Below are 13,374 nucleotides of genomic sequence, written 5' to 3'. Positions count from 1 at the left end.
CAGTCGTAGACTCGCAAGAGGTAGCTGGACTCGCAAGAGTTCAGTAGATCTCTTAGGTGCCCCCGAAGTCTTGCGACTCCGGCTACGGAAAAAGAAGTCTTGCGACTCCGGCTACGGGAAAATCAGCTGTGATCAACTACTAGCCGCCCACGCGGGGTTGGTTAAGCTATCGGCCATGAAAATTGCCAAAATTCGGATCCCCGAGATCCTGGACCCCTCGACCCCCACGGCCGTCGTCTTGGTGGAGGCTGAGCACGTGATTCCGCTGTCTCTAGGTGGGTCATTGACGAGCCTTTCTGATATTTTGGCGGCCGACCGGCCGATCGACGCGGCCGGATCGCTGGGGCGAGGCAATCCGATCCCGATCGCGGACGTGACGCAGTGGTTACCACCGATCGATCGGCAAGAAGTCTGGGCGGCCGGCGTGACTTACAAGCGAAGCCAAACGGCTCGGATGGAAGAATCCGAGGCGGCCGCGTCGTGCTACGACCGTGTCTATCAAGCCGACCGTCCAGAGATTTTTTTCAAGGCGACGCCTTCGCGGGTGAGCGGCCACGGCCAAGCTCTTCGCATCCGCGCAGACGCAAAATGGAACGTGCCCGAACCCGAAGTCACGTTGGTGCTCAGCCCGAAGATGAAGATCGTCGGATTGACCGTCGGCAACGACATGAGTTCACGTGACATCGAGGGCGAGAATCCCTTGTACCTTCCACAAGCGAAAACCTACGACCAATGTGCGGGCTTGGGACCATGGATTCGCCTTTATGACGAATTGCCTCCGGTCGATCAGATTAGCGTGGACCTAAAAATCCATCGCGACGGAAACATCGTGTTCGATCAATCGACGTCGGCGGCGGAGATGGCTCGTCGATTCGATGACTTGGTCGGATGGCTCGGTCGCGACAATACGTTCGCCGACGGTGCATTCTTGATGACAGGAACCGGGATCGTTCCGACGAGCGATTTTACATTGCATCCGGGCGACCTCGTGAACATCACGATCGGTGGTGTGGGCACATTATCTAACACGATCGTGCAGGGAACGACTTAAGTAACCTCTCCGAAAAGCGGTCTGACCCTCTCCTGCGTTACCGCATTTAAAATTCCTTTACTACCTCTTGAAACCGAACATGAATTACAACCTCGTTTTACTTCCCGGCGATGGGATCGGCCCTGAAATCGTGGCTCAGGCGAAACGCGTTCTCGAAGCGGTCGCGACGCGATTCGGTCACGACTTTCAATTCAGCTCGCACTTAATTGGTGGGATCGCGATCGACGAAACGGGTGACCCGTTGCCGCCGGCCACGATCGAAGCTTGCAAATCGGCATCGGCGATTTTGCTCGGTGCGGTCGGCGGTCCGAAGTGGGACGACCCTTCGGCCAAGACGCGTCCTGAAGCGGGATTGTTGAAGATCCGCAAGGAACTCGGTTTGTTCGCCAACCTGCGGCCGATCAAGATGTTCGATGAACTCGCCGGCGCGTCCCCACTGCGACCGGAGATTATCAAAGGGACCGACATTTTGTTCTTTCGTGAACTGACGGGCGGGATTTACTTTGGTGAATCCGGTCGCTCGGGGACCGGCGACGACGAGACGGCTTATCAATCGATGACGTATAGCGTCGGCGAAGTCAAACGGATCGTGCGGATGGCTGCCAAAGCGGCCCAGGGTCGTTCGAACCGATTGACGAGCGTCGATAAAGCGAACGTCCTGGAACCGAGTCGCCTGTGGCGTCAAACGGCAGCCGAAGTGATGAAACAAGAATTCCCGGACGTTCAATACGACGTCGTGTTGGTCGATTCGATGGCCATGCACTTGATCAACCGCCCGGCCGATTTCGACGTGGTCGTGACGGGCAACATGTTCGGCGACATTCTGACTGATGAAGCGTCGATGTTGCCCGGTTCGCTCGGAATGTTGCCCAGTGCCTCGGTCGGCAGTGACGGGCCGGGCTTGTACGAACCGATTCACGGCAGTGCACCGGACATCGCGGGTAAGGGCATCGCCAATCCGCTCGCGACGATCCTCGCCGCCGCGATGATGTTGCGACATTCGCTCTCACTTAACGAGGAAGCAGACGCGATCGAAGCGGCGGTAGCCGGGGTGATTTCGGACGGGTTGCGGACGGCCGATTTGGCTCGCGGTGGCGATTCGATCGGAACCGAAGCGATGGGCGATGCCGTGGTCGCGAAACTTGCCTGACTTCACCACCTATGTTTTGATCGCGGTCATCCTGGCCGCCCTTTCGATCGCGACGTTAGTCGGCGTGGTGATGGGGCGATATGGAAAAGACGGGACCGACTCGGCGCTCGTTAAACGCTATCAATCCAAGCTGCGCGTTTGGTGGACGATGGTCGCGATCTTTGTGATCGGTTCACTCACCGGACGCGTGGGGTTGGTGGTCTTGTTTGCGTTCGTTTCATTTTGGGCGCTTCGCGAGTTCATCTCCATGACACCTACGCGGCGGGGCGATCACCGCACGTTGTTTTGGATCTTCTTCATATTCACGCCGCTGCAATACATCTTGATCGGCGCGGGCAGCGAGTACTACGAGTTTTATAGTATCGTGATCCCGGTGTACGCGAGCTTGTTCATTCCGGCCCGCGCGGCAATCGCCGGCGACGCCAAGCGATTCCTCGAACGATGTGCGAAGATCCAGTTCGGCTTGCTGGTTTGCGTTTACTGTCTTTCGCATGCGCCGGCTTTGCTCTATTTGGAATTGGTACGGACCAGCGGAACGATGTGGGATGGCAGTAACATCAACCTACTGATGTTCTTTGTCTTGATCGCGCAGCTTTCGTTGACATTAGAACGGGTATGGAGTCGTTGGATCGGGCGGCACGTGATCGCGCCTCAAATCAACGCCTCGCGGACTTGGGAAGGCGTTTGTGGAGCAATGATGACGACCGGGATCATCGCCGCGCTGCTTCGTTGGGCGACGCCGTTCTTTTGGTGGGAAGCGTTGATGATGGGTGTGGTTGTGACCGTGATGGCGAGCTTGGGCACGCTAACGATGAGTGCGATCAAACGCGATCGCGGCGTCACCGATACGGGAACTTTGGTGCAGGGTCACGCGGGCGTCCTTGACCAGATTGATAACATTTGTTTCGCGGCGCCGATTTTCTATCACGTTACCCGATTCTTCTTCACCTGACCGAATTCATGCACCTCATTCTCAGCAGCAGTTTGCACCCGACCAGCCGCAGCCGTATCCTGGCTCGAGAAGTGGCTCAGAGATTAATCGACGGTAACCGACCCGTCGAAGTGTTTGACTTATCAAGCCGAGTCCTGCCACCATGCGACGGCGCGACGGCGTACGGCCATGAGCAAGTGATCGCGTTGGCGGACTTGATCAAGGAAGCCGATTCAGTGTTCATCGCATCGCCGGTTTACAATTACGACGTCAACGCGGCATTGAAGAACGCGATCGAATTGACCGGGAAGGCCTGGACGGGAAAAGTCGTCTCGTTAATGCTCGCTGCGGGCGGCCAAGGCAGCTACATGTCGGCGATGGGAGTTGCGAACAGTTTGATGTTGGATTTCCGTTGTCTCATTGTCCCGAGGTTTGTTTATGCGACCGGCGAGTCGTTCGAAGGCGATCAATTGGCCGACGAGGACATTGCCCGGCGAGTCGACCTGCTCGTTGCCGAGTCGCTTCGAATTTCCGACGCGCTTCGCGTTGCGGTTTTGCCGAACAACCGCTTCGATGAACGGTGATCAATCTAAACCCTCGCTACCTGTGCCCGCATTGGAGTGGAAAGTGGGTTTCACGGGAGGGTCGGCGCGAGCGGGCTGTCGGTTTAGTCCTCATCGAAACCCGAAGCGTGAGCGAGGGATACATACAAAGGACTTGAATGGAGTTTGATCCCTCGCTCACGCTTCGGGTTACGATTAAATCAACAGCCCGCTAGATCCCTCGTTTTCAGCCCCCTCCGAGGAGGCCGACGAATCTGACTCGTCGAGATAGTTTTGCGCGTCTTGACGGTTCGGATCCGCATCGAGTTCTTGGTCGGTGCCTTGGATTTCGTCGGACAAGGTTTCCGAATCGGTCACGAGGTCCTCTTCGATCTGATCGGTGTATTCGGTCTGCACCTGACCATTGTTGGTCTCGACTTTGCCGTCGGTGACCGCGTCATCGCATCCGACAAACAGCACGACGGCGCATCCGAGAGCCAGAAACAAGTAAAGAAGCTGAATTTTTTGATTTTGTTGACGCATGGTGTTGGGTGCCTTTACAGAGGATCGGAATCGGGCTTTCGGGTCAGGCGTTGCAAAGCGAGTGCCGGGCCCGAAAAGAATTTCGCCCAGCCATCGCGTTGAGAGCGGATGACGTGTACCCTATTCCGCTCGAATTTTCGGCGTGGTCGAATTTTCGAAGCTGCGTGTTTTGCCCAGTCTTTTTGGGTTGACCGGCCGAACCGCGCAGGGCTTCTTTTCGCAAGTTGGGACAGAATTGGGCATGGATTGGATTGCCGAGGACCAGATCGGATCGCTTGGGCTTTTGCTGGGCGAGGCGATTGAACGTTTGGTGGACTCGCACGACGAGGATTTCGACAAGCAGGCCGCCATGCTGGGCGTCAAAACACCCACGCTGACTCAAGGCGATGAAGGCGTGCGTTTTGATTTTCAACTCCAAGGCAACCGCCAACGCTTGCAATCCGTCGCGATCATTGTGCGACCGCTCGTCGACGACGACGACATTGGCACCGAGGCGGTTCAATTGTTCGCCGATTGCGAGTGCGGATGCGTTGTCTACCAACGCGATCTCCGCTGCCCCCACACGCTCGCATCGGGGTGGTGGTTGCAGGAGCAAATGGCCCGGCGGCGGGGCAACGGTCAGTTGCTCGAATTCCTCGGCGGTCTCAAAGCCGACGCCGTCGCGGCGGGAAAGCAGTTCGTCGATGAACTGCTGCGCCGGGCCGCGTCTGCTCGGCCCGAACCGGTCGATGCCGAACCAACTCGATTGCAGTGGCGATTGCGAATCAACCCAGCCTCGCAAGCCACCCCGTTGACGATCACACCGTTTGAACAACGCCAACGCAAAGGCGGTAAAGGTTGGACCAAAGGCCGCGAGGTTCGCAGTTTCGATCTGCTCGAACAGAACCTCCTGACCAGTCCTCTGGACAGCCAGGTAGCGTCGCTGACGTCGATCCCGACGCATGGTTTTAGAGAAGACCAATTCGGTATGTTTCAAGCGTTGCGTTTGCTCGCCGGCCACGACAACGTGATGTGGGATGACGCCAACGCGTCGGCCGTCGACGTATTCAGCAGCCAGTTGAGTCTCGCATTGCAACCGATCGAGATCGATCAAACGGGTAAGAAGTCGACCTCCAAGAAACCGATCAAACGCAGCGGCAGCGACGACCAACCGTTTCAACAAAACGACCCGTTGGCGGGCCCGGATGACGAAACGATCGAGATCCAGTATCGGCCTCGGTTGACCGTCGAAGGGATCGACATCGACGTGCATGAATGCGACGTGATCTTCGGACACACCAGTCCCGTCGAACCGGTGGTGATTCTCGCCGATTCGATCAACGACCGAGTTGTCGTTTGCACGTTGGCCGATTCAGCGGCAGGTGGTTTGGTTCAATTCTTGCTTCGCGACGACTACCGGGACACGATGCTCGACGAACGCTCGGCGGCCAAGTTGGCGCTCGCCGCGAGCACGATCGATTCGCTGATTCACGTCTCGCTGCCGCCCCAATTGGCGGGACCGATCCGGCCCATTTTCAGCGAACTGGTGTTGCAGATGCGGCCTCGGCCGGGTGCCGGATTGAAAGTCGCCCTGCGAGTCCACGAACCGAGACTCAGGGACGATTTGGTCCCCGGTCAGCCGCCTGAGTTGGCCGCGTGCTTAACCGAACAAGGCCCCGTTCGGTTGCAACGAAACTTAACCGACGAACAAACCCGCGCCGACGTGATCATCGAACGTTTCGGTCTGGGCAAATTGTCGGGCGATGGCGAATTCGCTTGGGTCGCCGTTAGTGATCACGCGGCGCTGGATCTTTTGGGGCGTTTGCACGACGCCGGCGAAGAAGCACCGCGGATCGTGTGGCCCGAAGGAGAAACGTTCCGCGTCCGCGGCGAGATCACGCCGAAATCCTTACGCGTTCAAATCGAAGATTCGCCGGATTGGTTCGGCTTGACGGGCAGTGTCACGATCGACGGCATCGACGTTCCATTGCAAGAGCTGTTGATCGCCGTCCGCGAAGATCGGCAACTTGTTCGAGTGGGAGACCGCCGGTTCGCCAAGATCAGCGAAGCGTTCCGCCGACGATTGACGCAGCTCGCCGATACCTTGGTCTCCGAAAAAGGGCAATTGAAACTGGCCAGTGCGGCCGTGCCATTGGCTCAAGAGGTCTTAGGCGACGACGTCAGTTTGGAAGCCACGGCGGCATGGCATTCGGCGATCGAGCGGCTCGATTCGCTGGCAACTTGGAACCCCGATCGTCCCGAGGGTCTCGATGCGACGCTTCGTGATTACCAACTCGACGGCTACCGCTGGTTGTCGCGACTGAGTCAATGGGGCGTTGGGGGCGTGCTGGCCGATGACATGGGCTTGGGCAAAACCGTCCAAACGCTAGGCATCTTGATCGACCGGGCCGCCGACGGCCCGGCGCTGGTGATCGCCCCGACGAGCGTCGGTGAGAACTGGGTACGCGAAGCGGGGCGTTTCGCGCCCTCATTGACGCCGTCGCTTTACCGCGACTGCGACCGCGACGCGGTGATCGCAGCGGCCGGTCCCGGCGACCTGTTGATCGTCAGCTATCAGTTGATGCAACGTGACGCGAAACGATTCGCCACCCGTCCGTGGCACACCTTGGTGCTCGATGAAGCTCAGTTCATCAAGAACTCACAAACAAAAACATCGCAAGCGATCCGAACGTTGCAGGCCGATTGGCGACTCGGGTTATCGGGCACGCCGTTGGAAAATCACCTCGGTGAATTATGGAGTCTATTCCGCACGCTCAGTCCGGGCTTGCTCGGATCGTGGCAACGGTTTCGAACCCGGTTCGCCGAACCGATCGAACGGCACAATGATCCCGAACGTCGTGAATCACTCGCCCGTTTAGTCCGTCCGTTTATCTTGCGTCGCACCAAAGACAAAGTGCTTAAAGAATTGCCGCCACGAACGGAAATCACCCTGCGTGCAGAACTCAGCGACGCGGAGCGCAAGTTGTACGAAGAAGCCCGCTTGGCGGCGCTTGCCGAATTGACACAAGTCGGCGACGGTTCGAGCTCGCACGAGGGTCGACGCCGCATTCAAACGCTTTCATGGCTGACGCGACTGCGTCAACTTGCTTGCCATCCGTCGCTCGTCGAACCGACTTGGAAGGGCACCTCGGCCAAGTTGGAACTGTTGATGTCGTTGGTCGATGAACTCCGCGATGGCGATCACCGGGCACTCGTTTTTAGTCAATTCGTCAAGCATTTGACCGTCGTGCGAGAAGTCCTCGACAAGCGTGGCATCTCGTATCAATACCTCGACGGTGCGACTCCATCGCACGAACGGCAACGACGGGTCGACGCTTTCCAAAACGGGGAAGGTGACCTGTTCCTGATCTCACTCAAGGCGGGCGGAACGGGATTGAACCTAACCGCCGCCGATTATGTGCTGCACTTGGACCCCTGGTGGAATCCGGCCGTCGAGGATCAAGCGACCGACCGCGCCCACCGCATCGGGCAAGAACGTCCCGTCACGGTTTATCGTTTGGTTGCCGAACGGACGATCGAAGAACAAATCCTGCAATTGCATGCCGACAAACGCGAACTGGTCGCCGGCATCCTCGACGGAACCGACGCCGCCGCGAAGTTGCAAACGAAGGACTTGATCGATTTAATTCGAACGGAAATCTAGTGCTTTGTTCCAATTGGAAATAAGCGTTACATCCAGCGCGAGTTCGCGAATCAACCACTATTTTCCAAGACGACCGTCGAGCAATTGATCGGCTTCGGCCTGGGCGGCTTGCATCACTTCGGCGATCGTCACGCTTTCGCCGCCGCGGTTCTTGCTTTCCATCGCCGCTTGCATGAAAGCGTAAATCTGGATGGTTTCCTCCGGCGCAACCGGTGGTTCTCCATCACGAAAGAACTGAGCGATTTTGGCGACCAAGGGTTCATAGCCGTCATACGGACCGGCGGGGGCCGTGCCAGTTTCTCCGAACGCGGTCCCACCGTATCCGGGACGATTGCCTCGCATCCCGCGAAACGTACCGATCCGGTTTTCGGTCCAAATCCCGGTCGCGAACTCCGTGTCGCCTAGGCTTTTGTGTTGCACCGATTCGCATCCCGGCCCCATGCACGTGAACAACATCTCAACGCCGTGGATGCCGTACCAAAACAGATCCACATGCGAGGGTTCGATCGAGCACGGACTGTACGTGTCGCATCCGAGTACGCGACCGATCGAGCCGCCTCGGATCGCTCGCGTGTTGCGACCGAAACGCAGCGACGATGCCGAGAACATCGGCACGCCGTAATGCTCGGCGGCACGAAAGATCGCCACCACTTCGCCCAAGTTGGATCCCGTCGGTTTGTCAATGAAAACCGGTTTCCCTGCCGCAAACACTTTCAACGCTTGTTCCAAATGCGGTCGTCCGTCGTTCGTTTCGAGTAAGACGCAATCGACTCGGCCCAATAAATCATCGATCGATTCGACAACGTCGACCCCCATCTCTTGCACCTTGGCGGTGTATTCGGGGATGCGGCTGAAACTCGATTCGATCTCACGACTTCCGTAAGGATATGCCGCCACGACCCGAAAGCCTCGCATGTTGTCGTCGCTGGGATGATGGAACGCTTTGGTGAATGCGGGAACGTGTGAAGTATCGAGTCCGATCACGCCGACCCGAATCTCGGGAGTTTCCTTCTCATCGGCCGAGATGAACGAACCGCTAGCGACCATCATCGTTACCCAAATCAAGATGCAACTGAACTTGGAGAGTTGTTTTAACATGTTGTTTCTTATTCCTAATGAAGCGGTTCAAACCTTGGGTTCCCAACCGGGGGCGTATTCACGATTCCACATCGCCTCCGCCGCCGCGTTCTGGATCACGTGTCCGTCGGCGGGATTGGTGTTCAGCACGCTTTGCGTTCGATAAGCGATGTTTCCTAAATGACAAAGCAACGTGCTTTGGTGAGCCGTTTCGATGTCGGCGTTGGGTAAACGTCCGGTTCGCACGGCGTCGAGAAAATCGTTGAAATGTTCGGCGTCGCCGCTCGCCCCATTACCGGTGGCGATTTGTTTGTCCTGATTGTCAAACTGAACGTAGTCGCCGCCGCGAATCACGATCGATCCATCGGTTCCGTGGAAACTGATTCCGAATCGCGAATCGTGAGGTCCCAGTGGTGACCAACTCAAACCCTCCCAAGTGATTGTTTTGCCTTCGGGAAAATCAAGGGTCAACATCATCGTGTCGGGTGTTTCTTGATCGTCGTCGTGGCGATACTTTCCGCCGCCGGCGGTGACTCGGACCGGATAGGTAACCTCCAATCCCCATCGGGCGACATCGATCGCGTGGATGCCATTATTACCCAACTCACCGTTGCCCCAGTGCCAATGCCAGTGCCAGTTGTAGTGGACGATGTTGTCGCGAAATGGCCGGTCCGGAGCGGGACCCTGCCACATGCGCCAATCTAACCAAGTCGGGACCTCAGTCGTCTTGCCATGTCCGATCGACGAGCGACGGTTGTTGTACCAAGTGCGACTGTAAAGCACGTCACCGATCTCGCCGCCGTGGATTTTGCCGATCGCTTCGATGATGCCCGGCCAGCTCCGACGTTGCGAGCCCATTTGTACGATCCGATTGGCGGCCCTGGCGGCTGCGACGGCCATCTCGCCTTCGCCGGGTGTGTGGCTGCATGGCTTTTCGACGTAGACATGCTTCCCTGCGGCGCAGCCCAGGATCGTCGCCGGGGCGTGCCAGTGATTCGGTGCAGCACAGACCAACACATCGACTCGTTGGTCGTCCAAGATCCGGCGGAAATCAGCGACAATCTCCGGTGCACCGTTTTGTGTTTTGGAAACCGCCTCGGCCGCGCGAGCGACAGCCCGCTCGTCGACGTCGCAAACGTAAGCGATCTCGGTTTGTCCCGTCGCCATCATCCCGCGGGCGATCGCTCCACCACGACCATTGACTCCCATGATGCCGATACGAATTTTCTCAAGGGGCGAAACCTCCGTCGCAACTTTTTCATCGGCATCGGCGTAACGTGTCACCAATCCGACGGAAGCAAGTATCGCCGAACTGCGAAGAAACTGACGTCGGTCTCGTTGGTTAGAACGCATGGCGGGCCTCATAGTGGATTGCTGGCGGGCATTGGTTCGAGGCAATTCCTTGCGTCATGTTCCCAATGGTCGTCGTCATCACGACGGACGGTTGAAGTATAGCAAGTCCATCTATGGAATGGGGAATTGGCAGACAGGATCGAGAATCGGTTACAATCCCGCCTGTCGATCTTTGATTGATTTGTCTCTCCGGATTATCGAAACATGCTCGCTCGAACTCGGTTCGCTTTTGCCCTATGGGTCGTCGTCGCTTTGTCCGCCTCACTGGGTATTCCAAACCAAGCAACTGCCCAATACTCCGAACAACAGCTTGCAAAATGGCTAAAGCAATTTCCGGCAGCCGACGTTGATCGAGATGGTCGCTTAACGGCCGCGGAGGCCAATGCCTACCGATCCAAGCTCATGAAGCAGGACCGGGCAGGCGGAAAACAAAGCGGAGCGCCGCGTGAGTTTTCGGTCGATCCGCGATGGAAAGACGAGCGATTCCCATCTGACGCGATGTGCTATCGATCGCCCCAAGAGATCGCAAAGGCCTATGGAACGGTTACCTCGCGGCCCAAACCCGACGATGGATCACTGCGGATCGTCGGCACGGGACACAGCTTCATGGCACCGGGATATGGCTGTCTCCCGAAAATCGCTCGAGCTGCCGGATTCAATCAACAAACATTGCTCACTCATACCGGAGGCGGCATCACCGGCAGTGCCCGCTATAAATGGGAACAAGAGAACGGAATTTTTGAGTTCGCCGGGCAACCGGTCCCGAAACTCCTCGCCTCGATCTCTAACGCCAACTGGGATGTGATGATGTGGGGACCCTACTTCAATGATCAACCCGAATATTACCGATGTTGGATCGACTTTTGTTTGAGGTACAACCCTGATATTAAGTTCTATCTGTCGGACGCTTGGCCGCAACTTTATCAACTTGAAAAGTTTCCCTCTTCCGAGGCCGAACTGACTGCCGCCACGATCGCTCGGATGGGAAAGGAACGGCACACAACCTATGCCTCACTGATCGAGATGTTCAATCAGGAGTATCCTGGAAAGGTTTTTGTGTTGCCGACGAGCGATGCGATGGTCTTGGCCGCTGAACGTTATCACCGAGGCGAACTGCCAGGGGTGGACGGTCTTCATCGATCTGTGGGCGGAAAGGAACGATCCTTGTGGCGAGACGAACTCGGCCATCTGGGGCCCGGCTTTGATCGACTCGAAGGCTATGTTTTTTACGCGACCCTATACGGTCGCTCGCCCGAGCTGATCGATGGGCCGATCGAGTTTGGTGACGCGTCTGATTTCCCGAGTGTTGAACTCGATCGCGTGTTTCGCCAGATCGCTTGGCAGGCCGTCGTCAACAATCCACTTTCCGGAGTGACAGCGTCGGACGAAGTCGACGTGATCAAGAACGACTGAGGACTCGAATGCAAAAAAAACGCCGGGTTCTTGAAAGAACCCGGCGTTCGCTTGACTTCAATTGATTCGAACCGAAAGGTTCGCGATCAATCACTAGCAGCCGCAATCGCTAGCAACAGGTTGTCCGCAACCGCAATCGCTCGAAGCTGCCGGGGCGGCTTCGCCACACGACGAGCATCCGCTTTGAACGGGCACTTCGATCGTCTTGGGGACCATGACGGTCTTGCAGACTTGGACTTCTTTTTGAACTTCGACAGGAACGCAAACGGTGTACGTTTCGGTCTTGGTTTCAGGAACTTGGTCGCAAACGGTGACGGTGTAAGGCACTTCTTCTTGGACTTGGTCGCAAACGGTGACGGTGTACGTACGAGTCTTTTCTTCGGGAACCATGACACAGACTTCACGCTCACGCGATTCGGTCGTCATGTTCGTTTGGCAGACCATACGAGTGCGAGTCTCGGCGACGTGATCACAAACTTGCTTGGTGCGAGTACGTTGCTCGGTCACGTAGTTGACGCGGCAAACGGTGCGGGTGCGGGTTTCTTGACGAGTCTTCTTCACGCAAACCATTTTGGTGCGAGTTTCGGTTCGGCACTTGCGAACGTTGACCATACGGGTCTTCGTTTCGGTGCGGTACTTGGTTACGCAAACCGGGCGTGTGCGAGTTTCGCAGCGAGTCTTGCAAACGTCGTAGGTGTACGACTGTTCGACTTGTTGGGTCGTGTAGGTCGTGTAAGGAACTTGTTCGCAAACGATGTTGGGAACCCAAACCTTCTTGGTGATCGTTTGAGTGCATCCGCCGCAAGCCGATCCACAACCGTCGTTGCAACCGCAAGCGCTGCTGCATCCACCACACGATCCGCATCCGCCACAGCTGTGAGCAGCGGGGACTTCTTCGGTCACGCACTGGTAGCTACCCATGTCTTTGCTGACGGTGCGGTACTTGGTAACCGGAACCTTTTGGCAAACGGTCTTGGTGCCGGTCATCGTTTCGGTGTAAGGAACCTGAACGGTGTAGCTGACTTCGCTTGTTTCGGTGTAGGGAACGCAAACGTTGTAAGTTTGAGCGACTTGTTCGCAGTAAGGAACCTGAACGGTGTACGACTTTTCAATTTGTTCGGTGTAAGGAACACAAACGGTGTACGGGACTTCGACTTGAGTCTTGACCGGTACGCAGACGTTGTAGGTCTCTTCGACGGTCGACATCTTAGGAACCATGACCGTGTATTCTTGCGCGACTTGCGTCGTCACAGGAACTTGAACGGTGTAGGTTTCGGTCTTGGTCGACGGAACCATGACGGTGTAAGTTTCGGTCTTGGTTTCTTGGCGTGGTACCGACTTGGTGACCGTGCGGGTACGCGTTTCGGTGCGTGGCACGCTCTTCATGACGGTGTAAGAACGCTCACGCGTTTCTTGTTTCATTTCCGTCACAGTGACCATTTTGGTCTCGGTAACTTGTTGGGGAACCATGATCGTTTGGGTGGTCATGGTGGGGCCGCAGCCGCCCGAGCCGTCGGCGGCGACTTCGCCGGAGACCGTGTCGGTGCATCCGCCACAGGCGGGAGCGGGCGAACCGCAACATTGGGCGCTGGCGAACGAACCGCAGCTTGCCGCAACCAGGGCAAACGTCGTTGACAGGAGCATCTTCTTCACTGAGAAAACCTTGAGAGG

10 protein-coding genes are annotated in these 13,374 nt (G+C 57.0%); 6 read left to right on the top strand and 4 right to left on the bottom strand.

Features of this window, described 5'->3' with window-relative positions:
• The first annotated feature begins 175 nt into the window (after positions 1-175).
• From Pla100_RS01465 to Pla100_RS01450, 4 genes are all read left to right on the top strand, one after another.
• Entirely contained in the window at positions 176-1,051 is an 876-nt protein-coding gene (locus Pla100_RS01465; protein ID WP_390620543.1) for a fumarylacetoacetate hydrolase family protein, read from the top strand.
• Between the two features lie 79 nt (positions 1,052-1,130).
• A complete protein-coding gene (gene leuB, locus Pla100_RS01460) occupies positions 1,131-2,201 on the top strand; it encodes a 3-isopropylmalate dehydrogenase (protein WP_146575910.1) in 1,071 nt (356 codons plus the stop codon).
• On the top strand, positions 2,176-3,153 hold the full coding sequence (locus Pla100_RS01455; RefSeq protein WP_231602545.1) for a phosphatidate cytidylyltransferase: 978 nt from the start codon (positions 2,176-2,178) through the stop codon (positions 3,151-3,153). Before leuB ends, Pla100_RS01455 begins: the two co-directional genes overlap by 26 nt.
• A gap of 8 nt (positions 3,154-3,161) precedes the next feature.
• Complete coding sequence (locus Pla100_RS01450; protein ID WP_231602544.1) at positions 3,162-3,716, top strand: NADPH-dependent FMN reductase; 555 nt, start codon at positions 3,162-3,164, stop codon at positions 3,714-3,716.
• A 174-nt stretch (positions 3,717-3,890) separates the two neighbouring features.
• On the opposite strand, the gene Pla100_RS01445 is transcribed toward Pla100_RS01450, so the two are convergent.
• Positions 3,891-4,217: a hypothetical protein gene (locus tag Pla100_RS01445; RefSeq protein WP_146575909.1), complete on the bottom strand. Its 327-nt coding sequence runs from the start codon at positions 4,215-4,217 to the stop codon at positions 3,891-3,893.
• A gap of 241 nt (positions 4,218-4,458) precedes the next feature.
• Here Pla100_RS01445 and Pla100_RS01440 point away from each other — a divergent pair, with 241 nt between their 5' ends.
• Complete coding sequence (locus Pla100_RS01440; RefSeq protein ID WP_146576549.1) at positions 4,459-7,860, top strand: DEAD/DEAH box helicase; 3,402 nt, start codon at positions 4,459-4,461, stop codon at positions 7,858-7,860.
• A 57-nt stretch (positions 7,861-7,917) separates the two neighbouring features.
• Here the strand turns inward: Pla100_RS01440 and Pla100_RS01435 are convergent, their stop codons facing one another.
• Both Pla100_RS01435 and Pla100_RS01430 read right to left on the bottom strand, forming a co-directional pair.
• A complete protein-coding gene (locus Pla100_RS01435; protein ID WP_231602542.1) occupies positions 7,918-8,958 on the bottom strand; it encodes a Gfo/Idh/MocA family protein in 1,041 nt (346 codons plus the stop codon).
• Positions 8,959-8,985: 27 nt separating this feature from the next.
• Positions 8,986-10,290 carry a Gfo/Idh/MocA family protein gene (locus Pla100_RS01430; protein WP_146575908.1) on the bottom strand — a complete coding sequence of 435 codons (1,305 nt, stop codon included), beginning with the start codon at positions 10,288-10,290 and terminating at the stop codon, positions 8,986-8,988.
• Positions 10,291-10,494: 204 nt separating this feature from the next.
• Here Pla100_RS01430 and Pla100_RS01425 point away from each other — a divergent pair, with 204 nt between their 5' ends.
• Entirely contained in the window at positions 10,495-11,703 is a 1,209-nt protein-coding gene (locus tag Pla100_RS01425; RefSeq protein WP_146575907.1) for a hypothetical protein, read from the top strand.
• Between the two features lie 93 nt (positions 11,704-11,796).
• Here the strand turns inward: Pla100_RS01425 and Pla100_RS01420 are convergent, their stop codons facing one another.
• Complete coding sequence (locus Pla100_RS01420; RefSeq protein ID WP_231602727.1) at positions 11,797-13,347, bottom strand: hypothetical protein; 1,551 nt, start codon at positions 13,345-13,347, stop codon at positions 11,797-11,799.
• Between the last annotated feature and the right edge of the window lie 27 nt (positions 13,348-13,374).

It is taken from the genome of Neorhodopirellula pilleata (assembly GCF_007859915.1).
GTDB lineage: Bacteria > Planctomycetota > Planctomycetia > Pirellulales > Pirellulaceae > Rhodopirellula > Rhodopirellula pilleata.
This window is presented reverse-complemented; position numbering and strand designations above follow the sequence as displayed.

Excerpts from the sequence above, each read along its gene's own strand:
- Pla100_RS01425 (WP_146575907.1), top strand. The coding sequence starts at position 10,495 with ATGCTCGCTCGAACTCGGTTCGCTTTTGCCCTATGGGTCGTCGTCGCT.
- Pla100_RS01435 (WP_231602542.1), bottom strand. The coding sequence starts at position 8,958 with ATGTTAAAACAACTCTCCAAGTTCAGTTGCATCTTGATTTGGGTAACG.
- leuB (WP_146575910.1), top strand. The coding sequence starts at position 1,131 with ATGAATTACAACCTCGTTTTACTTCCCGGCGATGGGATCGGCCCTGAA.
- Pla100_RS01450 (WP_231602544.1), top strand. The coding sequence starts at position 3,162 with ATGCACCTCATTCTCAGCAGCAGTTTGCACCCGACCAGCCGCAGCCGT.
- Pla100_RS01430 (WP_146575908.1), bottom strand. The coding sequence starts at position 10,290 with ATGCGTTCTAACCAACGAGACCGACGTCAGTTTCTTCGCAGTTCGGCG.
- Pla100_RS01465 (WP_390620543.1), top strand. The coding sequence starts at position 176 with ATGAAAATTGCCAAAATTCGGATCCCCGAGATCCTGGACCCCTCGACC.
- Pla100_RS01420 (WP_231602727.1), bottom strand. The coding sequence starts at position 13,347 with ATGCTCCTGTCAACGACGTTTGCCCTGGTTGCGGCAAGCTGCGGTTCG.
- Pla100_RS01440 (WP_146576549.1), top strand. The coding sequence starts at position 4,459 with ATGGATTGGATTGCCGAGGACCAGATCGGATCGCTTGGGCTTTTGCTG.
- Pla100_RS01445 (WP_146575909.1), bottom strand. The coding sequence starts at position 4,217 with ATGCGTCAACAAAATCAAAAAATTCAGCTTCTTTACTTGTTTCTGGCT.
- Pla100_RS01455 (WP_231602545.1), top strand. The coding sequence starts at position 2,176 with ATGCCGTGGTCGCGAAACTTGCCTGACTTCACCACCTATGTTTTGATC.